Genomic DNA, 25,171 nt, shown 5'->3' with positions numbered 1-25,171 from the left:
CTCATCCCTCTATCTTTCTTAATAAACTTTCTGTAAACCACAATCAGCTAGCTCGCCGGATTACAAAGTATTTTGATGAAGTTAGGACTACACACTCGGTCTTTACTGTTTACCCTGTGTTAGATTGAGCATACTGACTATAAACTTTTCCCTCTGCCCCATCTGTCATTATGGTGATTACAAAAAGTAGGCTTGTTTTGGGTGCTACGGCAGTAACACTCTCCACGATCGCAGTTACTAGCCTTGGCATTCACTCTCGTGGTCAGGCTTTATTTAAAGCAAGTCCTAAGGAATTGGTAGATGAAGTTTGGCAAATCGTTCAGCGCCAATACGTAGACGAAACTTTTAACCAGGTAGATTGGCAGGCTGTTCGTAAGGAATACTTAAACAAGTCCTACAGTAATCAGCAAGAAGCCTATAAATCCATTCGGGAAATGCTGAAAAAGCTAGAAGATCCCTACACCCGGTTTATGGATCCACAGGAATTTAAGAATATGCAGGTGGATACCTCTGGAGAACTGACAGGTATTGGGATAACCATCAGTCAGGATGAAAAAACTAAGCAATTAGTGGTAATTTCACCAATTGAAGACACACCAGCTTTTAAAGCCGGGATTCTAGCTAAGGATGTCATTCTCAAAATTGACGGTAAAAGCACTAAGGGAATGGATACTAACCAAGCAGTATCCTTAATTCGAGGTTCAGCAGGCACACAAGTAACTTTAACAATTCAGCGCAGCAATCAAGAAAAGCAGTTTAAAATTACACGGGCGCGGATTGAAATTCATCCAGTGCGTTATTCCCAGAAGCAAACTCCTGTTGGTAAAGTCGGCTACATTCGTCTGAACCAATTCAGCGCTAATGCCAGCAAAGAAATGCAACAAGCCATTAGAAACCTAGAAAAACAGCAGGTAAACGGCTACATTCTAGATTTACGTGGTAATCCGGGTGGTTTGCTCTTCTCTAGTGTAGAAATTGCCCGGATGTGGTTAGATAGAGGCACAATTGTTTCTACCGTTGACCGTCAAGGAGAGCAAGAACGGGAAGTAGCAAACGGTCGTGCTTTAACTAACAAACCTCTGGTAGTTTTGGTTGATAAAGGTTCAGCTAGTGCCAGTGAAATTCTCTCTGGAGCATTGCAAGACAATAAACGTGCTGTCCTTGTTGGTACTCAAACCTTTGGTAAGGGTTTAGTACAATCGGTACGCCCTTTAGATGATGGTTCAGGTTTGGCTGTGACGATCGCCAAATACTTGACTCCCAATCGTCGAGATATCAATAAGCATGGTATTGATCCAGATGTGAAGGTGGAATTAAGTGATGCCCAGCGCCAAGAATTATGGCTCAACGAGCGCGATAAAATCGGCACATTAGAAGATCCTCAATTCGCTAGGGCTGTCGATGTCTTGGGTAAAGAAATTGCTGCCAAGGGTACACCAACGGCAGGGAAGAAATAAGGGAAAATGAGTCAAAAGCAGGGGTAGAGATAATAGACTGACAGGTTTTCTTTTTTCTCTAGACCCCTCTATCTTCCATCAGCCAATATTATTGGGGTTGGCACTTTCCAGCCCGAATTAATCCAATGCGTCGGGCGATCGCTTCTTCTCTGGAATCAAAAGGCCCCCACTGTTCGATAATATCAGGATTACCGTCTCCAACTTGCTCAGTGGGGATGATTTCACAATTACCAGTATTTTGCTTGACAATATACCAATTTTGTGTATTGTTCATGCTGCTAAGAAAAATATTGTTCTTTATAGAAGAAATTGTACGGCATAGCCGATTGCTAGGATTAGCAGTAAGCACTCTATCATTTCCGTCCTATGCCCTCACCGTTTCCGGGAATGAATCCCTACCTCGAAAATCCTCAACTGTGGGCTGAGGTTCACAGCAGGTTTATTGTAGCGATCGCTGATGAAATTGCTCCCCAACTGCGACCACAATATCGAGTAGCAGTGGAGAAACGAGTGTATCAAATGATCGATGAAAATTCTATTTTAGTTGGTATACCTGATGTAATCATAGGACGTTCTCTCGCAAATACAGACAAAGATGCTTTAAATATTGCTGTAGCTTCACCACTAACAAAACCCGTGAGTGTTAACGTCCCTATGTTAGAGGAAGTACGGGAAGGATATTTAGAGGTGCGAGAAGTAAGAACAGGGGAAGTTGTCACAGCGATTGAAGTGCTTTCTCCCAAAAATAAGCGTTCTGGTGAGGGAAGGAAAGTTTATGAAAACAAGCGTCAGCAGGTATTAAGTAGCTTGACTCATCTGGTAGAGATTGATTTGTTACGTAATGGTGAACCTATGCCCATTTTGGGTAAGCAAATTCAGTCTGATTATCGTATTTTGGTCAGTCGTAGCGATTTGCGCCCCAAAGCAGAGTTATATCCTTTTGAGTTGTCCGAACCGATACCAGCTTTTTTATTACCCTTGCGTCGCGGAGATACAGAACCGGTTGTAGACTTACAAGTATTGATACATGGCGTTTACGATCGCGCCGGATTTGATTTAGCAATAGATTACACCCGTGAGCCAGTCCCAGCGCTTGAGGAAGCTGATGCTATGTGGGCAAATGGGTTATTACAACAGCAAGGATTGCGTTCTTGACAACTGCACAGAGCTATTATGAATAAACCAAAGATTTTTATTGATGGGGAATCGGGAACCACAGGCTTACAGATTTACTCACGCCTCAACCAAAGAGATGACATTGAGCTAGTTAGTATTGAAGCATCGAAGCGTAAGGATGCTCATGAGCGAGCAAAATTACTCAATTGTGTTGATGTAGCCATTCTTTGTTTACCTGATGATGCAGCGAGGGAAGCTGTTAGCTTAGTTAATACTAGTCAGGTAAAAATTCTCGATGCTAGTACAGCTTATCGCACAGCATCAGGTTGGGTGTATGGTTTCCCTGAACTGAACCCAGGACAGCGAGAAAAAATTGCCAATGCTCAGTTTGTCAGCAATCCGGGGTGTTATCCTACGGGATTTTTGGCTTGTGTACGTCCGTTAATAGCTAAAGGTTTGATTCCTGCTACCTTTCCCATGACAATTAATGCGGTGTCTGGGTACTCTGGTGGTGGAAAGAGTATGATTCAAAAATACGATCTCTTCCATGAGGAAGAACAAGATGGATCAACTTATCCCTACGGTATCTACGGTTTACAGTTTGGTCATAAACACGTAAAAGAAATGCACCAGCATTCTGGTTTAGCATCACCACCATTGTTCATACCTGCGGTGGGTGACTTCGAGCAGGGAATGTTGGTACAAATACCTCTGCCCTTGTGGACTTTAGATCATCCTCCATCAGGTGAAGAGATTTATCAAGCGATCGCACAATACTACCAAGCTGAAAAGTTTGTGCAGGTAGCTCCATTCAAAGATGCTAGCCTGTTACGTGATGGCACATTTTTAGATACAACAGCAGTTAACGGCACTAATGTTGTTCAAGTTTTCGTCTTCGCTAACGATAATACTAAAGAAGCACTGTTAGTTGCCCGCCTAGATAATTTGGGCAAAGGCGCATCCGGCGCAGCCGTCCAAAACCTGAATATTATGCTAGGTCTTCCAGAAGAGTTAGGATTATGACGTTATCAGTCATTAGTTATGAGATTATCCAAAGACTAATGACTAATGACTAATGACCAAAGACTAATGACTAATGACTAATAAAAAACGCGTTTGCATCATCTTAGGAACACGCCCGGAAGCAATTAAACTAGCTCCGGTAATTCAGGTATTCCAAAAATCTCCAGATTTTGATCTGCAAGTGATTTTAACTGGACAGCATCGGGAGATGGTCGAGCAAGTGATGCAGTTGTTCAACCTCAAAGCAGATTATGACTTAGAGATTATGCAGCCTCAGCAGTCTCTAAGTGATATTACTTGTCGTAGCTTACGAGGTTTGGAAGGATTATTTATCAAAAGTAAGCCCGATTTGGTGCTAGTACAAGGAGATACGACAACAGCCTTTGCGGCGAGTTTAGCAGCGTTTTACCAAAAAATTCCTGTAGGTCATGTAGAAGCAGGGTTAAGAACTGATGAGTTATTCAATCCTTACCCAGAAGAAGCTAATCGGCGACTGATTTCCCAAATTACCCAGTTACACTTTGCACCAACAACTTTAGCTGTGGAAAACTTGCAGCGTTCTGGTGTTTTGGGGGAAATTCACTTAACTGGTAATACTGTAATTGATGCTTTATTGTACGTAGCGGCTAATGCACCAGCTTGTAACGTGACTGGTTTAAACTGGGATGAATATCGTGTGCTATTAGCTACAGTGCATCGGCGAGAGAATTGGGGCGAACCACTACAAGCGATCGCTCAAGGATTTTTGCAAGTATTAGATAAGTTTCCTGATACAGCCTTACTGTTACCCTTACACCGAAATCCCACGGTACGCGAACCATTACAAGCATTGCTGGGGAATCATCCACGGGTATTTTTAACAGAACCTTTAGATTATGCCGAACTGGTGGGAGCAATAGGGCGATCGCATTTTTTATTGACTGATTCTGGCGGCTTGCAAGAAGAAGCGCCTAGCCTTGGTAAACCAGTACTAGTGCTGAGGGAAACAACCGAAAGACCAGAAGCAGTAACTGCGGGTACGGCTAAACTTGTGGGAACTGATAGCCAAACTATTACTGCTGCTGCAAGTGAGTTACTCAGTAATCCAATAGCTTATGATGCAATGGCTAATGCAATTAATCCTTTCGGTGATGGTCACGCAGCCGAACGTATCTTAGAAATTGTGCAGGATTACTTCATAGTATGATGTTTCAGCCAGCCCTACGTATTTTTGCTACTGACCACTGACTACTGACAAAAACTCTATCCCCTTGTGGGTGGAGTTTTTTTATTTAGTTAAATAAGGTTTATAAATAACAATAGCGATGCTCAATAAATGCTATAAATGTAGTTGAATTAGAGTTAAACCTCATTGAACAAATCCTTGAATTAATGCCTGTTCTGCAACAGAGGCGATCAACAACTGTTATGAGTAAGTTATCCTAATTTTTTGCCAAACGAGTGCAGTCTACGCGCGTGAGTTATATGAGCAAGTGTGAGGTGTAGCTGTCTTTATCGCATTTAGTTGTGGATGGGTGGGTAGTTGGATGATTTAAACTGTCTGTGGTCATATCTAAGGCTCACAGAGTTTCCCCAATATATCGATGCGTAAATCCTGCGGCTCAGAATCAGAGACTAGCAGGTGACAATGACAACTCTCACAAGTAAGACAGTCCTTTTAACCGGCGCTTCACGCGGTCTTGGTGTCTACATTGCTCGTGCTTTAGCGAAAGAACAGGCAACGATAGTCTGTGTTTCTCGTTCTCAATTAGGATTAGCGCAAACCTGTAATGTAATTCAAGCTGCGGGTGGTAAAGCGATCGCTATTCCTTTTGATGTGAGGAACATAGCACAATTATCAACTCTTGTCCAGCAGGCTCAAGATATTGTCGGCCCTATTGATGTCTTGATTAACAATGCTGGCATAGAAATTAACGGAGCTTTTGCGAATTACTCTCTAGCGGAAATTCAATCAATCTTCAACACTAATCTATTGGCTGTTATGGAATTAACACGTTTGTTACTACCCAGCATGATGGAACGGGGTAGTGGTCGGATTGTCAATATTGCTTCTCTAGCCGGTAAAAAGGGAGTTGCTTTCAACAGCGTTTACTCAGCTAGCAAAGCAGGCTTGATGATGTGGACTGATGCTATGCGTCAGGAATTAGTTGGTACTGGTGTCAATATTTCAGTAGTTTGTCCAGGCTATGTCTCCCAAACTGGCATGACTGTTGATACTCGTGTACCTGCACCCAAATTAGCTGGTATCTCTACACCCAAAAGTGTAGCCAATGCTATTGTCAGCGCCATTAAACACAAGAAAGCCGAGGTAATTGTCAATCAAAACCTCATTATGGAAAGTTTGACAAAATTTATGTTGGCTATTGGACAACTTTCTCCCACTTCGGTAGATAGAATTTATCGTTGGTTGGGTGTGGTGAATTTCAACCAAAAACGGGCAGAAAATAGAGTTAAAGACAGCTATGTAGCTATCGAATCTCATCACGCATGAGACCTCAGTTGCTTGGGGAATGAGGTGTTGATGATATCAATACTGCCAGAACTTTGGCTGCCAGCCAAAACCCGCCACGGCAACAGCAGCAACACAATTATCATCTGGCACTAGCTCTAGGAGACTCCACGCTGGAGATGTCTGTAATTTAGCTGGTTCTGTGGGAGTTAGTGCTATTTCAATTTCTTCTAATTTAGCGATTCCGTCTCCCGTTGCTTTAAGATAAGCCTCTTTACAAGTCCAATAACGAAAAAAAATCTTTTGTTTTTGCTCATCGGGGAGCGATCGCACTAATTCATATTCTCGCGGTAAAAAGAATCTTTTGGCAAGGGATTCTAAATCAGATGTGGGACGGAGATATTCTAAATCTATGCCAATTTGGCGAGTGTAATTGACTGCACACAAAGCTAAATCCTGAGAGTGTGACAAGTTGAATAATAAACCAGTCTGGTTATCTGCCAATATGGGTTTACCACGGGATTCATATTCAAATTTAACTTGCCTTGCTTCCACACCCAAATATCGCCCCAATATACTGCGGAGAATACCACGACCAGCAGTAAAACGCTGCCGATGTTCGGGAAAATAAAATCTGTTAGCGCGAGCCAATTCATCACTAGATAAGGTTGCGCCTAAATGCTGTAGCTGTGATTCTGGTTGGTCAAGATGGATTCGCCAGAGATGAACTTCATCAGGAAATAAGGTTAAATTTGTGGGTTGGGGTAGCCAAGTATGCTGAAACAATTCACAATTAAAAATGAAATAACGCAACTCTTAATATAAGATTTTTATCGAAATTTTGAAATAGGCGGATACATCGGTTGGGATATTGCCTGTCTCATCGCTGCTTCCCATGTCTTCGGAACAGAAATTGGAAGTGCAAATGCCGCACTTATAGATTATGGTCTGGCTATAGATGAAAAACTATTAGATTCGTTCATTGAAACCCCGATTCTCTAAAAGGGAATGAGGTTTTTAAGATTTTAATGTTTAGCAATCATACTTTTCCAACACCCTCAAAGAGAGCATTTATAAAGTAAATCTTAAGTAGGGGAGGCAAAAAGCGGTGTAGATGTTCTTCCCGCTTTATTGCCCTTGTGTTATGGCTTTAGCCTGACGCACCGCCATATAACCTGGTGCGTTAGGCGCTTAAATTATTTTTTCGTGACAAATCACATCGAAAATATGTGCCTAACACACCCTACATAAATTTTATTTTTACTTTATAAATAACCTCTAAGGTTGAGAAACTGGGTGGTCTATCTATCGCAAACACTTTTTGCATTGGTATTAATTCCACAACTAAAATTAAGACTTCCTCTAGTCATGTCATCACCAATTGTCTAGGGAGAATACAGCCATATTCTTCTTTCTTTCCGACGATAAAAAGATGTTAGCAATTGTTATTTTTTTGGGATCGGACAGACCGAAAATAATGAAATGGTAACTTCAAATGCTGATGCACCCTCAAAGAGATTTTCAGACTAATGCCGCTTCGGGCTGATTCTGCGACAGATTGCCGAAAAAGTCGTAGTGGTCTAGTGCTTCCAAAATTCCCCAAGCATAGTGTCCTTGAGCAAAATAAATTTGGGAGGAACCCCGTAATTTCTGGATTTCTTTGCTGTAATTACCCACCACAACAGCTAAGGTATTACCCGCTAACATTGTTTCATCATTGCCTGATGCGCCGGCGACTAGAAACCGTTTTACAGGTAAACCCCATTTTAAGGCAATGTAACGCAGGGCATCTCCTTTAGAAGCCCGGATAGGCAACAAGTCAAGATACATATTATGGCTGTAAACGCCTTTAACAAACAGTTGCTGACGACGCAAATGACGGATAATTTCCCGGTAGCTTGGCGAGATGCTGGTATCAACAAAATAGCTCAATTTAAACTTGCCTTGAGCCTCTGGTGATTGCAATTCTACACCAGGGATATTTTTCATGGCTTCCCGAATTGCTTCAGGTTGCCAATTTTGACTAATGTGTTTCTGCCAAGTAGTATCAGTGACAATCTGGGGGCCATAGTAAATTTCGCTACCAGTTGAAGTAATTAGCAAATCTGGCATGGGAAACCGCCATTCTTCCAGCATACTTAAGGCGCTTTCGAGACTACGTCCGGTAGCAATGCCAACACCAGTTGTTTCTCCTTCATCACGGATGCGCTGAATTAATTTTTCTAAAGCTTCTTGATCACCTAGTAGTGTATTATCAATTTCTGACACCAGAAAGCGATCAGCCGTTGGTAAGCGGTTGTTATCAGGTATATTCCAGCCTGGATGTTCACTGGCGGGAGATGCGACAAGAGGACTAAGTAGAGATTGTACTTTCTGTTGCGGGAAGAGGCGGACTTTTTCTAGATATTGCTCGACGTGACTATCCCAAGAAAAGTTTTTGCGGACATTAACTAAGCCATTATTAGACCAACGTTGCCATTGTTCGGCATCAGTCAAAGTTTTTCTCAAGGCATTTTGAATGTCTTGAATGTTTAAGGGATCAACCAGTAGACCATTTTCACAAGCGCCGATGATATCCTGTGGGCCGCCGTCAGATGTAGCAATAATCGGTACACCACAAGCCGTAGCCTCAATCAAAGTCAGTCCAAAGGGTTCGGTTAGGGCTGGATTAATAAAAACGCCGCGTGTTTTTCCTGTCAGTCGATATAAGTCTGGTACATCATCAGAAGCATGATGTTTAGGATAGGCCACATGACCATAAAGATCATAGCGATCTATTAATTGAAAGATTTCCGTCAAAACTTGGCGTGGCCCTGATTCCATTGTGGTAATGTCATCTCTATTTCCCAGCACAATCACCAAATTAGCCAGGTGACGCAATTCAGGATCTTCACCATAAGCCTTGACCAGACTACTCACATTTTTACGTACAGCCGGACGGGAAATTGCCGTAATCATCGGCTTGTCGGGATCTTGCAGAAACCTTTGTAATTGTTGGTAAATTGGGGGATTTTGCCAATTATCGGCTGCGGGGTAGAAACTCTCTAGCGTCACACCTGGAGGAATCACCACCATTCTTTTTGGTTGGTAGCGGTCATAAACGCTATATTGCTCTTCGACTTCTTGATGGGTACTAGCAATGACTAAAGCTGCACCGCCCAGGGTAATTTCCTCCGCCTCAATGCGGGTGCTGATGTGAAAGTTTTCCTCGATAGTTTCTTGTTTAGTACCATGTTCTAGTAATCGTTGCAGTTTGACGCGTCCCAGGGAGTGACCTGTATGCACCAGGGGTGTACCTAACCAACCCGCAACTCGACTACCTACATAACCAGCATCAGCATAGTGTGTATGAATGACATTGGGAATTTTGCCGACTTTGCGAATGTGTCTGAGTAATTCATCTGCAAAGGTATCTAAATAAGGCCAGAGAACTTCTTTGCGGAGGTAACGCCGGGGGCCACAAGCCAGGCGAATGATTTGGGCTTTATCAGAGAGAATTTCTACTGGTTGGGCATAGTCTTGACTGACTTTGGGGTCTTGGACTAACCGAGTGACTAAATCAACTCTTGCTACTTGTGGATGTTTAGCTAATGTACAAGCGAGTTCGACTACATATTTTGTTTGTCCACCAGTGTCAGCATCTCGTCCTAACTCTAGATTATTACCTCTAATTAAGCCGTGAACACTGACTAGTATGATATACAACCCTGAGCTATGTGACATTTGTCTTCTTCTGTAGTTGACTTTATATAGTGCTATGTTTAGGCTTTTTTAACTGAATGACTGTTGATAATTACATATGAGATACTCCTGAAATTAGAACGACTTGATACTTTGTGAAATATCTGACCTATGACAAATTCATGCTCTCATGAATAGTTTGTCATTGGCAAATCAACATCCCTGCAATAGATTTATGATTGTCTGTGATCATGGAAACGATCGCTTATGAAAACACAGTATCGACACTCTTGTAATCCTTCTTATGCAAGATATTTGTCGATACTCATTTTTTGCAGTTGAGGAGTCGCAATCATTACGACATGATCACCAATCAGTTTAGGCGGTGCTAATCTTATATCAATTTGAAAAAAGAATGCGACCGATGGGTTCCCAGAACTTAGACACAGAGAGCGATTCCCAATCTAAAATCTAAAATGGTATTACCTTAGTAGAGATAAAATTTTTTATAGAAAATATGAGTGCTGGTAAAAAATTTATGGCGATCGCTGCTGGAATTTTTGGTATGTGGCATCCTTTAGGTAGTATGCTGGCTTGTTTTTTGGCGCGACAGAAGCTTTACAGTTACGCATTCAAGCCCTTGGTGCAAACAGTCCTATCAGTTTCTCGCCATATTACCATACGCGATCGCTCTAGTTACATTAGTGGAATTAGCGGGTAAATCTATTTTGCCCCAAGGGTTAGGTGTTCTTTACTCGCTAGAAAATTACCAAGATAATTAAGATATAAAATCCTAACAATCAAAATTATGAGAATGTTTTCGGGAAATTTTTTATACTGGTGACCATTAGTCACACTTGGATTTTGTTTAGGATACCTTGACCCTGACTAAATCAATATCAGCAAGCCAGATGAGCCTACTTTGAGCCGATGTAGTTTCTGTCAGAATTGGCGATCGCCACTCTACAGCATAAAGCCAACTGTTTTTTAAACTAAAAATACCTTGAATAATACGTTGATTCGGTTGCTCACTAAAATCAACCTCGACCACATCCCCTAATTTGAAAGCCGGAGTAGAAATATTAGTATTTTTAAGTACATTGGTTGGAGAAAATTCTCCAGAACGTACATAGAATGTTTCCCCAAAACAAACAATTGCATAAACCCACTCTTGTTCTTCCCAATGAATACCGCAGCAATAGCCTGACAAATTCGCACTTGGTAAGAAAACTTTTTCTAGTATTTGCACAGCCAATGCAGGTATATCTTGACCCCACGGAGGTGAAATATGCCAACAGGACTCTAAAGCGTTAATCTGATTCATGATGATGCTTTGCGGTTCTCTTTTTATACATAGACTCGCTTGCACCAGTGTTATCCGGAATATAATTACCAATCTGTTTAAATGAGGACAAAATCAATCAGATAAATAACCATCCGGCATTTTGGCACACTCACTTTTAAAAGTATAGATATGCTTGAGGGGTGGGATATATTTCATCTGAAAAATAATAAAAAACAACATCTCTCAGATCACCACTGAGAGATTTTTGTATAAATGCAGAACAATACAATCAATGCGCAGAAGTAACAATTGATTATAGGGATCTTCTTTAATTTTTGCGGAGTTAGAACTTACAAACACTTCTAGCTATTAACATTTTGCCTGAGCGCACCTCTTTTGATAACGAATGACACACAATATCAAAGTCAGCAAAATAATGGCTTTCATTGTTGATGGTTCTATTACTCTTCTAGGTGCAACTTCTGGTGTAACGATGGGAGTTTCACAAACAACTACGTTTTGGTTTCCACTAGGAACACCAGCACCACCAGGATTCAAAAAATCACAGACATTACCAGGAGAATTGGTTGATGGAGTGGGAACACCTGACGTTCCAAAAGGTGAGTCACTTGATGAATCGTTTCCACCTGATGAAAAATCTACTAGAAAAAGAGCGAACAATAACATTACTCCTATTGGCCAAATACCGATAGAACCATCTGATGGCATAAAGGAGAATTCAGCACCAGACAGTTCTGCTATTTCTTCTGTCAGTTCCAGACCTGATGCTTCCTCTGGGATGTAAGTTAGCGAATCTGCTGAAATTACTTCTCCAGATTCAGCTACAGATACTAAGGTCATGTCTTCTCGCCCGAACCAAGGATTATTTTTTAATGATGGAGAATAAGGACGAGAGAGTATGGACAAAATATTCTGTTGGAGTTGTCCATTGTTTCCTGTATTTAAAGCATTTAGTCCATTTAAAACCTGTGTTTCATAAAATTTTCTGAGACTAGCTCCCAGATTCATTTCCATGATCTGTTCCCTAAGATTAGGAACTCTTGAGACTTCTTCTAAAAGGACACGACCGTAGGAGTATTTAAGATTAACAAAATCATCACGTAGATTTCCCCCAGGTAAGGGTTTCCAAAAGAAATTTTTAGTGATGTCTCTTAAGCCTGCCACAGGATTACGATCTAAGGGTTTTCCCAGACTGTATTGAGCCGAATCTAGTATTCTAGAAGAATGATTTCTCCAGATAGACATATACGGCCCGTCATCAATCTTATTGTTGTAAAAGTTAGCAAATCTGCGGTAGTTATTCTCTCCACCAGCTGCCTTCATCAACATTTCTTGGTAGCTGGGGCCCCCATTCGATTCAATGATTTGCTCAAGTATTGTTCCTGTTTTATTACAGCGTAGACCAAATCCTACGACACAGTTGTCGGGAATAACTCGTATCGAACCCGAACCATTGCCATTATTCTGTAACTGGTATTGGAGATACTGTTTTTCGAGTCCTGGCGTGATTCTACCGTTGCCGACATTCAGTCCTTTTTTACCAGCATTTGCGCTCTCGCATACAGTTATTACTACTGCCAAAGATGACAATAGAATGAAAATATTCTTGACAAATTTCATATATACTCGGTAGAAGACACAGAACTAACTAGGCACAAAAAAACCGCCTTTTAGGCGTGAATAACTATGGATTGGGTTTTAATGTCTCTTGTGAAGAAGTTGATAGCCCATTTCTTAGAGAGCCAGAACTCACATTTTTCGGTACTTGAAGATTAAGTGTAATGGCAGTACCTTGTAGTTCTCCAGTTGTAAGTTTGTGATAAATAACTAATGCACGGTTTGGTTGGTCGAAAACGAAACCACGACGAGAAGGTTGTATTTTGCCATCCTCTACTAAAGAAATGAAGGCTTCTAGATATCTACGTATACTTTGGCGATTGTCTGGATTGATACTCGTATGGTTTGCGATGAGAGTCATAAAGAAGTCTAGACTTCGTCTGTCCTGTCCGGCAATAAGATTACCTCCATCTAAAAAAGAACTCCCAATCAGCTTGCCGTTAACTTCTTGAACTTTAAATAAGGTGTAGTAACGTCCCTCTTTTTTGGCATCATTCACATAACATACCCAAGAGCCTTCTTCACTTTGTGTAAACCCTTGAGCAGCCAGGTAAGACAGGGTAGAGTTGTTACCTCTTGTTTGTCCTGGCAATGGAGGTAGCAAGCTTTCTACTGGATCTGAAGAGCAAATTTTCTGTGTAGTATTTTGCTGAGGAGATGTTGGAGTATCTTGTGCAACTACAACATTAGAAACAGATGCAAAAGCCAATGCTGAAAATGTCAATAGTTTAGAGAAGAAAATAATCGATTTAACCATTTTTTCTACCTTATTTGCAGTATTAATCAACATAATTCGTAAATAGGATGAAATTTAAGAGCATAAATGAAAATGAAAGTATTGTTATTGAATGTATTCGCCATTGAGCATCACGTAAACATCATTATGTGAATTAAATATTCTTCAGTATTTCATTACTTGGATTCTGTAAAGTATGAATGTTTTATTTTTTGTATTAAAAGTTACTTAAACTTTTACTTAGGCTCCTATTCAAAGTCATACAAAAATGGCTTTGTTACTTTGCTCAAAAACTGAGCCTGTATTTAAGTTGTTGTGTTTAATTAAACATTTGACAATATTTATTTACATTCTGAGACTTTCCATCACATTGGGCTTTTTACCATCACTAATAAAAGTTATCCGCGCTTATTAGAGAAAATAAATTACATAAGCGTAATTTATGATACTTCCCTACTTTGTATAACTTTTTGCATTGATAACAAGTTTTAGCGCTTCACAATAAGTATGTAACATTTTTTCAAAAGTTCCTTTTTAATTCAAGAAACTAACTCAGAATCATACCCTAATTTACGAAAGATAATCTCAGTCCTTCTTTAATTCATGAGACGTTGACAAATTATTTAAATTTTTGGGATCACTCTGGAATATTTTTTTGTTTTCGTAGGTAATTCTGTCTAAATCACTAGATCCTATCATCTGTGCGAAATATCAAAACATTGATTTTGTAAATGTGCAGTAATTTTACCATCAGAAAGTTAGAACATAAGAGTAGCATATACAACTTGAAAAATTGCACACTAAAAATCTTTATGCCTTCAATAATTCAGATATAAATAAGGATAAATGTTATTATTTTATATAAATAAGTATATACGTATAGAAATATATCAATTTGTAAAAAAATATTAAAGAGACAAATTCTGCCTCTAAATTTCCTCTAAGCATATTACGCAGTCATAAAAATAACTTCCCTTAAGGAAGTTATGCTCATCTGCTATAAAAGCAGTCGTTTTTTACTTATCCGTTAATCCACATCTTTAATACGGGTTTTGCGTTCTACAATCTCTTTCAATACTAAGGTGACTACTGCTAATAGTCCTAAAAGTACAGCCGCAGAAAAGGCTGCTTCTGTTTCATACTGCTTATAAGCATCTTCTACAAACAGTGGCAAACTCTGGGTTTTATTAGCAATGTTACCTGATACTACAGAAACTGCACCAAATTCACCCATTGCTCTAGCATTGGTCAAAATTATGCCATAGAGTAAGCCCCAGCGAATCCCCGGTAGGGTGACACGCCAAAATGTCTGCCACTCATTTGCACCTAGAGTTTTAGCGGCTTCTTCTTGATCTTTGCCAAATTCTTCTAGAACTGGAATGACTTCACGCGCAACAAAGGGCATACTAACGAATGCTGTAGCTAAAACCATCCCTGGAAAGGCAAAGATGATTCTGATGTCATTAGCTTCAAGCAAGGGGCCAAACCAACCATTACGCCCGTAAAGTAATACCAACATCAAGCCAGCAACTACAGGTGATATAGAAAAAGGCAAGTCAATAATACTTAAGACGAAAGCACGTCCAGGAAATTTATTGCGCGCGATCGCCCAAGCCGCACACAAACCAAATACTGTGTTGATCGGTACAGCAATTAATGCCAACAACACGGTTAACCTGGCAGCACTGAGGAAGTCGCTATGGGTGAGGTTTGCGAAAAATGGCCCTACTCCTTTGCTGAAGGCTTGAACAACAACGTTAATTGCCGGGATATATTGAATCAGTGCTAAATAAGCGATCGCTACAAATATTAAAATTGTGGGAACCCAACTCTTTTTTGGTTGTGGTTTCGCTTTACCTGAATAAGTCCTATTTGATGGCAATTTTGGTTCACTTATTGTCATATCTTCTTGCCCACCCTTGTAATAGATTAATTCCTAACAGCAATATCAAAGAAATTGTTAGTAAAACTACGCCAATTACCGTTGCACCAGAATAGTCATACTGTTCTAACCTTTGGAAAATTAACACTGGTGCAATCAAATCTTGAAATGGTGTGTTGGAAGCAATAATTACAGTCGAACCATATTCACCCACAGCACGGGAGAAACCCAAGGCAACGCCAGTTAAAATCGAGGGCAACAAAGGTGGTAATATCACTTTCCAGAATGTTTGCCATTGAGAAGCACCCAAAGACCAAGCCGCTTCTTCAACGTCATGCTCTAGCTCTTGAAGTACAGGTTGCACTGTTCTGACTATAAAAGGTAGTGAAATAAATACCATAGCCACCCAGACCCCTAAACGGGTGAATGATACCTTAATCCCCAAAGGTGCTAACAAGGAACCAATCCAGCCGTTATCACTGTAAACTGTTGCCAATGTTAAACCTGCTACTGATGTTGGCAGTGCAAATGGTAAATCTACGGTGGCATCAATGATTCTTTTGAGGGGAAAGTCGTAGCGTACTAAAACCCATGCAATCAGTGTCCCAAATACACCATTGAGCAAAGCCGCAAGTAGTGAAGTAACAAAGGTAACATTGTATGTTGCCAATGCCAGCTCACTAGTAGCTATTTCCCAAAACCTAGCTGGCGGTTCTGTACTGGCTTTGAGAAACATGGCAATTATAGGGACAAATAACATTACTGTTAGATAGCCAATCGTAATTCGCCATGTCCAATGCAGATTAACCGCTTTATGAATAAATACTTTCCAGTTAGGAGTTTTACTATTAACTTCCGCCGTAGGAGATAGAGTCATAAACAATTCAAAATTTACTCGTTCACAATTCAAAAAAAAGCAGAATTCATTAAGTAAATGTTTTAAATCCTGCCTTCTCGCTAATTACCGTCTGTTTTTGGATTGAATTTGGTCAAATACACCGCCATCGGCGAAGAATTTTTGATCAATTGATGTCCAGCCACCGAAGTCTTGAACAGTACCTAGAGTTTGGACTTTAGGAAACTTATCAGCTACTTCTTTGGTTTGAGCTAATTTTTCGTCTGCTGGTCGAAATCCTAATTTGATAAACTCTTCCTGTGCTTCTGGTGTGTAGAGGAAGTTGACAAAAGCTTCCGCAACTTCTCTGTTACCGTGCTTATCCACATTTCTGTCTACCACAGCTATAGGATTGTCAATAGAGATATTGACATCAGGGATGACATAATCTAGTTTTTCACCTTTTTGCTGTGCCAAGATCACTTCATTTTCATAATTGATTAAAGCGTCGCCTTGACCTTGTTTAGCAAATGCGTCAGTAGCTTCTCTCGCATCCTTAGTCAGAATTGGCACATTGCGATAAACTTGAGTCACAAATTCTGTAGCCTTAGCCTCATCGCCACCAGTTTTAATCACAGAATTCCACAAGGCTAAGAAGTTCCAGCGAGCAATACCTGATGTTTTGGGGTCGGCAGTAATTACCCTAACATCACCTTTAGCCAAATCTGCCCAACTTTTGATCCCCTTGGGGTTACCTGGACGAGTAATAATTGCTCCCACAGACTTGGAAACAATTCCATTGTTGGGAACTTCTTTTTCCCACCCTGGTTGAATTAGTCCAGCTTTCTCAATTTTCTGAGTATCTAAAGCCAGTGCTAGGTGGACTATATCTGCTTCCAAACCATCAATAACAGCACGAGTTTGAGAACCAGAGCCACCATAACTTTGTCTAAATGTGACTGTTTGATTCTGTTCTTGCTTCCATTTTTCAACAAACTTAGGAATGATTGCTTCGTGTGCTGCTTTAGTCACAGCAAAAGAAACAAGGGTTAGTTCAACATTTGGTTTGCGGGCAGCAACAGGACTAGCCGTTGGGTTTTCTGTAGCAGAATTATTGCCATTGCCACCAGTACAGGCGGCAAGCACCACACTCAAAAAAGCCCCTACTAATACTAGTGATACGAAGCCTTTCAAAGAGCTAAATCTGAATCTATGTGTCGTCTGCTCTGTTACCAAGAGCAATTTTTTCAGGGGACGCTGCCACACACTCATTTAATCTCCTCCGGGTGAATCTACTGTTAATTGATGGGAATACTTGTTATTACAGTTTAGCGGTATATCGATAATTTCAAATCTCTTATTTAATGGATACTATAAAAACTTCATATTCTCTATCGAGAATATGGGGAATGAAGAGATTTTACCAGTTTGATGAGCAATTTAAAATGCTGTTGCTTTTTAATGTCAAGTTGTGACCACAATTTAGCTACTTGGAATCCAAAGTAACTTGATAGTAGACAGCTATTTAACTAGGAAATTTTTGGCTAAAGCCCTTTAAAAACTAGCTTTTGGTCTTTGTTGTCATAATCTGGCGATCGCCTACCCATAATTCAATATCTGCCTTTGTGGCAAACCGTCCTGAAAGACTAACAGTTCTCCTGGTGGAATGGGTGTCCACACTTCGTTATCTGTAAGAGGTGTAGTAGCGATCACAGCGACGCGATCGCTTGGTGTTGTTAACTCACTAAAATCTACAGTCATATCCTGATCAATCAGATGTGCAGCAACAAAGGGCGCTTGACGCACTATGTAGCTGAGGTTAGTTGAGCAATGGGCAAAAAAATGTTCTCCGTCCGATAGTAAATAGTTAAAAATACCTACTGCGTCCAACTTTTCTGTAACTTGTTGCAATACAAGATAAAGTTTTTCTAAGGGAGGTTTACCTTGAGGAAAACTTTGTCGCAATGTTTCTAGTATGAGACAGAAGGCTTTTTCACTGTCCGTATTACCGACTGCTTGATAAAAACCTTGCGTTTCTGGATGAAAATCTGGCAAATTACCATTGTGAGCAAACACCCAATATCTTCCCCACAGTTCTCGACGAAAAGGATGGCAGTTTTCTAACACCACTTCACCTTGGGTAGCCTTGCGAATATGGGCGATTACATGGGTAGAATGGATAGGATAGCATCGCACAAAATCCGCTATTGGAGAATCTATAGAGGGTTTAGCATCTAAAAATATTCGACATCCCTTTCCTTCAAAGAAAGCAATCCCCCAACCATCACTGTGATGATCTGTTTTTCCTCCCCGCGCGGAAAACCCTTCAAAGGAAAAACAAATATCCGTTGGCACATTGCAATTCATTCCCAGCAATTGACACATTGATATAGCAACTTCTGAATTTTTGACTCATGCCTGAGAATCAAGATACTTCAGAATACTGTCACAGTTTTGGTGTTATCGCTTCAATTTGAAAATTTATAGATGAGGGACGGGGAATTTTACAAGTGTAGATTTTAACAGTTAACAGTGAAGATAATTTGGTTTAAGTCCCCCACCATATCAGCGTTCACAGAATTAAGGTAATGTTGGTTCGGAAATACTCAGGGTATTTTTGGGATTTTCTTTTTTTCCTACTGATGCAGCTATCTCCGTAGTATCTGTTACCTCTATTTCATTACTGACATTAGAGGGACGCAAAGCAGTTAAAGCAGTCTTAATAATTACAGCAGTAGGTACAGCCACAATCACGCCCAAAAGCCCGCCAATTCTAGCTCCTGTCAAAACCGAAATAAGTATCCAAACTGGATTTAACCCAGTAAAACTACCTAAAATGCGGGGAGCGATTAAGTTTTCGAGAATTTGCTGCACAATCACAGCTGCAATTAAAACTCTTACCCCCATCGAGAAATCTTGCAGCGCTACTAGTGAGGTAGTTAGGGCAATACCTACAGAACCGCCAAAAGGCACAAGCGCCATAATGCCAATAGTCAGACCAAATAATAGACCAAATGGCACTTTCAGCCACAAGAAAGCAGGGATGAGGGCTGATGCCATACAAGTAGATAAAATTAATTGAGTGATAAAGAAATTTTGAAAGCTCAAACGTACTGTCTGGGAGAAAGGTGAGCGAAATCTGGTAGGTAGCCATTCTACTAGACTCTGCCAAAGTTCACCGCCATGTTGCAAAAGATAGAAAGTTAACACCATCGTCAACAGAAAATCTAGCAAACTGGTGAAAGTGACAACAGCCAAATTGAGGACTTGTCCGGCGATCGCTTGTAGTTGTCCCTTGACGCGATCGTTGATCTGCACTACCAACGCATCAAGATTAATCGGTAAACCTACAGTCTCCGCTTTCTCGTTTAACATCATTAACTGAGAGCGTCCAGAGTCAATTAACTCGGGGATACGTGCTACCAGTTGTTGAGCTTGAGTAAGTGCTAGCGGAAACAGTGTTACACCAAGAGCTAACAGAATTGACAGAGCCAATAAAAACACTAAAATAGCCACTTGCTCTCGCCTCGCACCGCGATGCTCCATCCAGCTAACAGGGTAGTTGAGCAAAAATGCTAAAACAGAAGCTCCGACTAAAATGACTATTAAGGAATGGAAGTAATTAAAAATTGCGGAAATTGCCCAACCATTGAGAACTAGTAAAGGAGCGAACAGAGCGATCGCTCCAGTTCTCGCTATTGGTGTTAGTGTCTGCCACCAGTTTAGTAGCTTGAGTGTCTGCATCTTGAGCCGATTGCGGGATAGAACTAAAAAATTCTGTATCTATAGCTTATTATCTCTAACTACATCATTGTCATTCATCCCTCTAGTTTAGGATTTGACAAAAAACAATGGAAAATTTTAAATCAAGTGAAAAGAACATGGGAATTGGGGAGGAATCAAGCAGTCCCAAAACACAGCTAATTTTACATCTAATCCCTGTTATCGGTTTTTTTCCATCCCTGTGGGCGGTTTATCGCTGTCAAGGTAGCCGGGAACAACTGGCTGTCAGTCGTCTGTCTATTACATTGGCATTTACTTGGTTGTTGGGGTATCTCTTGTTGGCTACTGGAGCAGCAACTTCAGAATTTTTTACATTGCGTCTATTAATCCTGAATGGCTTTTTTACATCTGGTTACTTTTTGGTGAGTATCTGGCTAGTTTTGCGTTTGCTCCAAGGGAAATCCCATCGTTTACCTGGTTTGAGCCGCTTTGCAGAACGGGTATTTAGCAAATATTTATGAGATGATGAGGCAGTATTTTTACTTAATGGCTCACAAAGTTAGAGATAATTTTCTCATAGGCCTAGTCAAAGGGAACGGACTATTGCCATACTGCTATAAATCCTGGGGAAAATTGCCACAACAAAGAAAAATCCTGCTATAAGTGTTGTGGTTGAAACCAAAATAAAAGGTCAATGTAATTTATTAAAAGTTAGCTATTATGGGTTGATTTATCTGCATTATTTTAAGTCGGCAAATTTACCTAATTAATCAGTAAGTGTGAGGAAGTCCGTGACCATTCAAAGAACTTCAGCAGAAGGAAACCCGTCGTCAAACGCCCCTAACTCCAGTGGCAAACATTCGCAAAATACTAAACCGGGGCGTTGGTTATGGTTCTGGCTGGGTATGGGTGGAATTGCAATGGTGTCAGCAACAGCCGGAGCGCTATTGGCGGTTTCTTTAACCAGTACACCCTTGCAGCAAGCTCAACTCAGCCCCCAAGAAGAAGCAGTCTTTGATAGCGATGCAATCTCTGGTAGTGGGTTGCGTTTCTCAGAATTAACTCGTCCCGTAAATTTGTTAGTCATGGGGATGAGTGTACTCCCACCAGATGTGCGGAATCCTCCTCCTGAAACCCAAAATTTGAGATACCTGCCTCAGGTAAATTCTTTTGATGGTCTTGCTGATGTCATGCTCATGGTGAAATTTGACCCAGAAAGCAAGAAAATCGCCATGCTTTCGATTCCCAGAGATACCCGTACACGGGTGGAAGGGTATGGAATCAAAAAAATCAATGCTACTAATGTGGACGGTGGGCCGGCTTTAACTGCTACAACTGTTAGTAACCTGCTGGGAGGTGTGGGCATTGATCGCTATATCCGCATTAATGTTTTGGGGGTTGGCAAACTTATTGATGCTTTGGGCGGAGTCACAGTTTACGTCCCCAAAGATATGAAATACCATGATCATTCCCAACACCTATATATTGATCTTAAAGCAGGTAAACAGCATCTCAACGGCGACCAAGCATTACAATTACTGCGGTTTCGTCATGATGAACTAGGGGATATTGGTCGGATTCAACGCCAGCAAATGGTGATGCGTGCCTTAATGGATCAGGTTCTTAACCCAGTCACAGTGGCTCAGTTACCAAAAATTCTCAACGTAGTTAAAGATAACATTGACACCAATTTGACAGTTGAAGAATTGGTGGCGCTAGTGGGTTTTGGTGTCAGAACTAATCGCGCCAATATGCAAATGTTAATGTTGCCTGGACGTTTTAGCGAACCGACTGAGTATAATGCCAGCTACTGGATACCTAGTAAAAGTGGCATTTCTAAAGTCATGGCACAGCATTTTGGTTTGCAATCAGAATCATTATTTGAAAATAGAGTAGTTGAACCAGCATCTGTGCGCGTAGCAATTCAAGATAGCACAGGCAGCGATCGCTCTCAACTCCGTCCTCTCATCCGCAGTTTAGAAAAAGCAGGCTATCGCAATATTTTTGTAGCTAGACCTTGGAGCCAACCTTTAGAGACAACTAATATTATTGCCCAGCAAGGTGATGGTGATAGTGCTGAATCTATCCGCAACACTTTGGGTTTTGGCGATGTGCGGGTTGAAAGCACTGGCAGTCTCAACTCGGATGTTAGTATTCAGGTAGGCAAAGATTGGTTACAACAACAATCTTTGTTAGAGGACTCCACTAAGTTCTAAGTTTTCTTCTCTTAACAAAAATTATAGGATTCTCCGATTCCTCTACTCGCGTGCGGGTGGAGGAATTTTGATTTAACTAAACACAGGTGAGCAATGCCATCAGTAATGGGAATACTACTGTGTAGAAAAAGTAGGGAATTAGTGATGGACATTATAGTCTGCCAGTTAATGGGAGAAATAACTTATGTATACTGAAGCACTGGAACAAGAAATAAATCTTCTCCGACAACAAAACGCTGAATTAAAGCAACAGTTAGCAGCAACTACCCATGAATTTAGTGCAACTATTGCCCGACTTGAACAACAACTCACGGAAGCTAAAAACCTATCGCTATTCTTTGATATTTCGGCGGATTTGCTCTGTATTGCTGGCTTTGATGGCTATTTCCAGCGAGTGAATCCAGCCGGTGAAAAAATTCTCGGTTATTCTCAAGCAGAATTACTATCCTTACCCTTTATAGAGCTAGTACACCCAGAAGATCAAGCCTCTACATTGGGTGAAATGTCTAAGTTGAGTGAAGGAATCAAAGTTTTTCGGTTTGAAAATCGCTATCGCTGCAAAGATGGTTCCTATTGTTGGCTATCGTGGACTTCGGTTGCTCACGATAATTGTGTCTTTGCTATGGCCAGAGATGTGACTGAGCGCAAAGCCACAGAAGAAGCTTTAAAGAAATTCGAGACGAAAATAAAATTTTTGCTGCAACAGACACCTTTAGGAATTATTGAGTGGAACTCTGCTTTTGAGGTAGTGGAGTGGAACCCGGCGGCGGAAAAAATATTTGGCTATTCGGCAGCTGAGATGCTGCATCAACACGCTTTAGAAATTGTGCCAGAAAACCAAAAAGATACTGTAGTTGAAGTAATAAAGTCTCTGCTGGAAAACAGAGGTGGTAACTATAGTCTGAATGAGAATATTAGCAAATACGGTAAATCAATCACCTGTGAATGGATTAACACCCCATTAGTTGATAGTGAGGGTAATTTTTTGGGTATCTATTCAATGGTGCAGGATGTAAGCGAGCGCCTAAATTTTGAAGCTGCACTACGAGACAGTGAAGAACGATTTCGTTTAGCAACTGAGCAAACTGGACAAGCTGTCTATGACTATAACGTTCTCTCAGGAAAAATCCAATGGGCAGGTACTACTGAGAAATTCATGGGTTTGACTGCTGAAGAATCAGAGGATTTTGATATTGCTACTTGGGAATCAATGATTCATCCACAGGATCGGAATTTGGTAACTTCTCTGCTGACGCAAGCAATGGCAGGAAAAACCCGGTATCAAGTTGAGTATCGCTTGCAAAAAAAAGATGGCACATACATTGATGTAGAAGATACCGGAGTTTTCTTGTTTAACCATGAAGGCCAGGCATATCGAATGCTGGGTACTTTAAATGATATTAGCGAACGCAAAAAAGCTGAATCCATGCTACGTCAACAAGAAGCCCAGTATCGGGGCATTTTTGAAACCGTGAATGATGGTATCAGCGTTGTGGATCTCGAAACTAGCAATATTGTTGCTGTTAATCCTGCTATTTGCCAGATGCACGGCTATTCTCAAACAGAATTCCTCAATTTAAAACTTACAGATTATGTTCATCCCCATGATCATCACAGATTAGAGGATTTCATCAAAATCATCAAAGCTGGAGGCGAGTTTCATGCTCAGGCTACGGACATTCGCAAGGATGGTACTAGCTTCGATATAGAAGTGACAGGAAAACGTTTTGACTATAATGGCAAGCCTCATGCAATTTCGGTAGTGCGGGATATTAGTGAGCGTATACAAGCAGAGCAAGAGCAACAAAGATTACTAGCTATTTTGGAAGCTACCACTGATATCGTTGGCATTGCTGATGCTTCTGGCAGAAATTGCTACTTAAATAAAGCAGCACAGAGGATTCTTGGTATGTCCTCAACCGATAACTTTCCCATCATTGAAGTTGTGGGAGTGTCAATGTTAGAGAAATTTCAGACAGAAATTATACCAACAGTTCTGCAACAGGGAATTTGGTCTGGAGAATCTCTCATGCGATCGCTCTGTGGGGAAGAGTTCCCTGTTTCTCAGGTAATTATCGCCCATAAAAATGAACAGGGAGAGGTGGAATTTTTATCCACAATTGCCCGCGATATCCGCGATCGCCAACAAATTGAAGCCCAACTCAGACAACAAGCCCAAGATTTAGCAGCAACTCTGCAAGAACTCCAACGCACTCAAACACAGATGATTCAAGCAGAAAAAATGTCTAGTTTGGGACAACTGGTGGCTGGTGTCGCTCACGAGATTAATAACCCTGTCAATTTTATCCACGGTAATCTCAGCTATCTGGAAGAACATATTCAAGACCTGCTGCGAATAATTCAAGTTTACCAAGAGAAAAATACAAATTACGATGCTGAATTTCAAACTCTGCATGAGGAAATTGACTTAGATTACATCCAACACGATTTACCAAAAATTCTCAATTCGATGAAGGTGGGTACTCAACGTATCCGTCAAATTGTGCTGTCACTCCGTACTTTTTCCCGCATGGATGAAGCCGAGTTTAAAGCTGTGGATATTCATGCAGGTATCGATAGTACCCTAATGATCTTGCAACATCGCCTCAAAGAACAACCAGAACGTCCAGCTATTCAAATTATCAAAGATTATGGGACATTGCCGTTAGTCGAATGCTATGCTGGGCAACTCAATCAAGTTTTTATGAATATTTTGGCAAATGCGATTGATGCTTTAGAGGAGAGAATGGGAAATAACCAAATTCCCACAATTCGCATTTCTACTTCAGTTTGTAATTCTCATCGGATTAAAATTGCGATCGCTGACAACGGTATGGGAATGCCTGAGAAAATTCAACAACAAGTGTTTAATCCGTTTTTTACGACTAAATCTGTGGGTAAAGGAACAGGGATGGGGATGTCTATCAGCTACCAAATTATCACCGAAAAACATAATGGTAAACTGGAATGTCATTCACAACCCGGACAAGGTACAGAATTTATGATAGAAATTCCCATTCAACAATAAAGAACTTCTGACTAATTTAAAAAAGTGCTGACTAATAACTAATAACTATTGACTACTTATACAAAAAAGCATGGAATAATTATCCCATGCCTTCTTGTTACT

The 25,171-nt window shown here is 40.7% G+C and carries 19 protein-coding genes and 1 pseudogene; 9 read left to right on the top strand and 11 right to left on the bottom strand.

The features are described 5' to 3' along the window. Window positions 1–170: 170 nt before the first annotated feature. Window positions 171–1,457, top strand: a complete 1,287-nt coding sequence (ctpC, locus tag H6G18_RS11240; RefSeq protein ID WP_190407184.1) for a carboxyl-terminal processing protease CtpC — start codon at window positions 171–173, stop codon at window positions 1,455–1,457. Window positions 1,458–1,545: 88 nt separating this feature from the next. Here the strand turns inward: ctpC and H6G18_RS11235 are convergent, their stop codons facing one another. Then, a complete protein-coding gene (locus H6G18_RS11235; protein ID WP_190407183.1) occupies window positions 1,546–1,731 on the bottom strand; it encodes a transposase in 186 nt (61 codons plus the stop codon). A 92-nt stretch (window positions 1,732–1,823) separates the two neighbouring features. On the opposite strand from H6G18_RS11235, the gene H6G18_RS11230 reads away from it, so the two are divergent. The 4 genes from H6G18_RS11230 (at window position 1,824) to H6G18_RS11215 (ending at window position 6,087) form a co-directional block, all read left to right on the top strand. Then, on the top strand, window positions 1,824–2,612 hold the full coding sequence (locus H6G18_RS11230; RefSeq protein WP_190407182.1) for a DUF4058 family protein: 789 nt from the start codon (window positions 1,824–1,826) through the stop codon (window positions 2,610–2,612). Window positions 2,613–2,630: 18 nt separating this feature from the next. Then, window positions 2,631–3,596 (top strand): N-acetyl-gamma-glutamyl-phosphate reductase, encoded by a 966-nt coding sequence (argC, locus tag H6G18_RS11225; RefSeq protein ID WP_190407181.1) that lies wholly within the window; start codon window positions 2,631–2,633, stop codon window positions 3,594–3,596. A gap of 73 nt (window positions 3,597–3,669) precedes the next feature. After that, entirely contained in the window at window positions 3,670–4,782 is a 1,113-nt protein-coding gene (gene wecB / locus H6G18_RS11220; RefSeq protein ID WP_190407180.1) for a non-hydrolyzing UDP-N-acetylglucosamine 2-epimerase, read from the top strand. Between the two features lie 441 nt (window positions 4,783–5,223). Then, window positions 5,224–6,087: an SDR family NAD(P)-dependent oxidoreductase gene (locus H6G18_RS11215; RefSeq protein ID WP_190407179.1), complete on the top strand. Its 864-nt coding sequence runs from the start codon at window positions 5,224–5,226 to the stop codon at window positions 6,085–6,087. 36 nt (window positions 6,088–6,123) lie between these two features. On the opposite strand, the gene hetI is transcribed toward H6G18_RS11215, so the two are convergent. Further along, window positions 6,124–6,831, bottom strand: coding sequence for a 4'-phosphopantetheinyl transferase HetI (hetI, locus tag H6G18_RS11210; RefSeq protein ID WP_190407178.1), 708 nt, complete (start codon window positions 6,829–6,831; stop codon window positions 6,124–6,126). Between the two features lie 735 nt (window positions 6,832–7,566). After that, window positions 7,567–9,768, bottom strand: a complete 2,202-nt coding sequence (locus tag H6G18_RS11205; RefSeq protein ID WP_190407177.1) for an HAD-IIB family hydrolase — start codon at window positions 9,766–9,768, stop codon at window positions 7,567–7,569. 439 nt (window positions 9,769–10,207) lie between these two features. Here H6G18_RS11205 and H6G18_RS11200 point away from each other — a divergent pair. Then, a pseudogene (locus H6G18_RS11200) lies at window positions 10,208–10,508 on the top strand (ABC transporter permease); the annotation flags it as partial. 86 nt (window positions 10,509–10,594) lie between these two features. On the opposite strand, the gene H6G18_RS11195 reads toward H6G18_RS11200, so the two are convergent. From H6G18_RS11195 to H6G18_RS11160, 8 genes are all read right to left on the bottom strand, one after another. Continuing rightward, entirely contained in the window at window positions 10,595–11,050 is a 456-nt protein-coding gene (locus H6G18_RS11195; RefSeq protein WP_199311649.1) for a DUF1392 domain-containing protein, read from the bottom strand. Window positions 11,051–11,380: 330 nt separating this feature from the next. Next, window positions 11,381–12,652: a hypothetical protein gene (locus H6G18_RS11190; RefSeq protein WP_190407176.1), complete on the bottom strand. Its 1,272-nt coding sequence runs from the start codon at window positions 12,650–12,652 to the stop codon at window positions 11,381–11,383. Window positions 12,653–12,716: 64 nt separating this feature from the next. Beyond that, window positions 12,717–13,406, bottom strand: a complete 690-nt coding sequence (locus H6G18_RS11185; RefSeq protein ID WP_190407175.1) for a hypothetical protein — start codon at window positions 13,404–13,406, stop codon at window positions 12,717–12,719. A gap of 1,006 nt (window positions 13,407–14,412) precedes the next feature. Further along, window positions 14,413–15,288 carry a sulfate ABC transporter permease subunit CysW gene (gene cysW / locus H6G18_RS11180; protein ID WP_190407174.1) on the bottom strand — a complete coding sequence of 292 codons (876 nt, stop codon included), beginning with the start codon at window positions 15,286–15,288 and terminating at the stop codon, window positions 14,413–14,415. After that, on the bottom strand, window positions 15,275–16,144 hold the full coding sequence (gene cysT, locus H6G18_RS11175; RefSeq protein WP_190407173.1) for a sulfate ABC transporter permease subunit CysT: 870 nt from the start codon (window positions 16,142–16,144) through the stop codon (window positions 15,275–15,277). Before cysT ends, cysW begins: the two co-directional genes overlap by 14 nt. Window positions 16,145–16,228: 84 nt before the next feature. Further along, window positions 16,229–17,374, bottom strand: coding sequence for a sulfate ABC transporter substrate-binding protein (locus H6G18_RS11170; protein WP_190407172.1), 1,146 nt, complete (start codon window positions 17,372–17,374; stop codon window positions 16,229–16,231). Between the two features lie 327 nt (window positions 17,375–17,701). Then, on the bottom strand, window positions 17,702–18,487 hold the full coding sequence (locus H6G18_RS11165; protein ID WP_190407171.1) for a class II glutamine amidotransferase: 786 nt from the start codon (window positions 18,485–18,487) through the stop codon (window positions 17,702–17,704). 195 nt (window positions 18,488–18,682) lie between these two features. After that, entirely contained in the window at window positions 18,683–19,846 is a 1,164-nt protein-coding gene (locus H6G18_RS11160) for an AI-2E family transporter (RefSeq protein WP_190407170.1), read from the bottom strand. Window positions 19,847–19,953: 107 nt separating this feature from the next. Here H6G18_RS11160 and H6G18_RS11155 point away from each other — a divergent pair, with 107 nt between their 5' ends. The 3 genes from H6G18_RS11155 (at window position 19,954) to H6G18_RS11145 (ending at window position 25,069) form a co-directional block, all read left to right on the top strand. Next, the gene (locus H6G18_RS11155) at window positions 19,954–20,346 is read left to right on the top strand and encodes a hypothetical protein (RefSeq protein WP_190407169.1); all 393 of its coding nucleotides are present in this window, start codon (window positions 19,954–19,956) and stop codon (window positions 20,344–20,346) included. Between the two features lie 270 nt (window positions 20,347–20,616). Continuing rightward, on the top strand, window positions 20,617–22,041 hold the full coding sequence (locus tag H6G18_RS11150) for an LCP family protein (protein WP_190407168.1): 1,425 nt from the start codon (window positions 20,617–20,619) through the stop codon (window positions 22,039–22,041). A gap of 184 nt (window positions 22,042–22,225) precedes the next feature. Then, the gene (locus H6G18_RS11145) at window positions 22,226–25,069 is read left to right on the top strand and encodes a PAS domain-containing sensor histidine kinase (protein ID WP_190407167.1); all 2,844 of its coding nucleotides are present in this window, start codon (window positions 22,226–22,228) and stop codon (window positions 25,067–25,069) included. Window positions 25,070–25,171: the final 102 nt, after the last annotated feature.

It is taken from the genome of Anabaena subtropica FACHB-260 (genome assembly GCF_014697105.1).
GTDB lineage: Bacteria > Cyanobacteriota > Cyanobacteriia > Cyanobacteriales > Nostocaceae > Trichormus > Trichormus subtropicus.
Note: the sequence above shows the minus strand (reverse complement) of the source record. Positions and strands in the feature narration are given on the sequence as shown.

Coding starts and splice junctions, on each gene's coding strand:
- ctpC (WP_190407184.1), top strand. CDS start 171: ATGGTGATTACAAAAAGTAGGCTTGTTTTGGGTGCTACGGCAGTAACA.
- H6G18_RS11235 (WP_190407183.1), bottom strand. CDS start 1,731: ATGAACAATACACAAAATTGGTATATTGTCAAGCAAAATACTGGTAAT.
- H6G18_RS11230 (WP_190407182.1), top strand. CDS start 1,824: ATGCCCTCACCGTTTCCGGGAATGAATCCCTACCTCGAAAATCCTCAA.
- argC (WP_190407181.1), top strand. CDS start 2,631: ATGAATAAACCAAAGATTTTTATTGATGGGGAATCGGGAACCACAGGC.
- wecB (WP_190407180.1), top strand. CDS start 3,670: ATGACTAATAAAAAACGCGTTTGCATCATCTTAGGAACACGCCCGGAA.
- H6G18_RS11215 (WP_190407179.1), top strand. CDS start 5,224: ATGACAACTCTCACAAGTAAGACAGTCCTTTTAACCGGCGCTTCACGC.
- H6G18_RS11205 (WP_190407177.1), bottom strand. CDS start 9,768: ATGTCACATAGCTCAGGGTTGTATATCATACTAGTCAGTGTTCACGGC.
- H6G18_RS11195 (WP_199311649.1), bottom strand. CDS start 11,050: ATGAATCAGATTAACGCTTTAGAGTCCTGTTGGCATATTTCACCTCCG.
- H6G18_RS11190 (WP_190407176.1), bottom strand. CDS start 12,652: ATGAAATTTGTCAAGAATATTTTCATTCTATTGTCATCTTTGGCAGTA.
- H6G18_RS11185 (WP_190407175.1), bottom strand. CDS start 13,406: ATGGTTAAATCGATTATTTTCTTCTCTAAACTATTGACATTTTCAGCA.
- cysW (WP_190407174.1), bottom strand. CDS start 15,288: ATGACAATAAGTGAACCAAAATTGCCATCAAATAGGACTTATTCAGGT.
- cysT (WP_190407173.1), bottom strand. CDS start 16,144: ATGACTCTATCTCCTACGGCGGAAGTTAATAGTAAAACTCCTAACTGG.
- H6G18_RS11170 (WP_190407172.1), bottom strand. CDS start 17,374: ATGAGTGTGTGGCAGCGTCCCCTGAAAAAATTGCTCTTGGTAACAGAG.
- H6G18_RS11165 (WP_190407171.1), bottom strand. CDS start 18,487: ATGTGTCAATTGCTGGGAATGAATTGCAATGTGCCAACGGATATTTGT.
- H6G18_RS11160 (WP_190407170.1), bottom strand. CDS start 19,846: ATGCAGACACTCAAGCTACTAAACTGGTGGCAGACACTAACACCAATA.
- H6G18_RS11155 (WP_190407169.1), top strand. CDS start 19,954: ATGGAAAATTTTAAATCAAGTGAAAAGAACATGGGAATTGGGGAGGAA.
- H6G18_RS11145 (WP_190407167.1), top strand. CDS start 22,226: ATGTATACTGAAGCACTGGAACAAGAAATAAATCTTCTCCGACAACAA.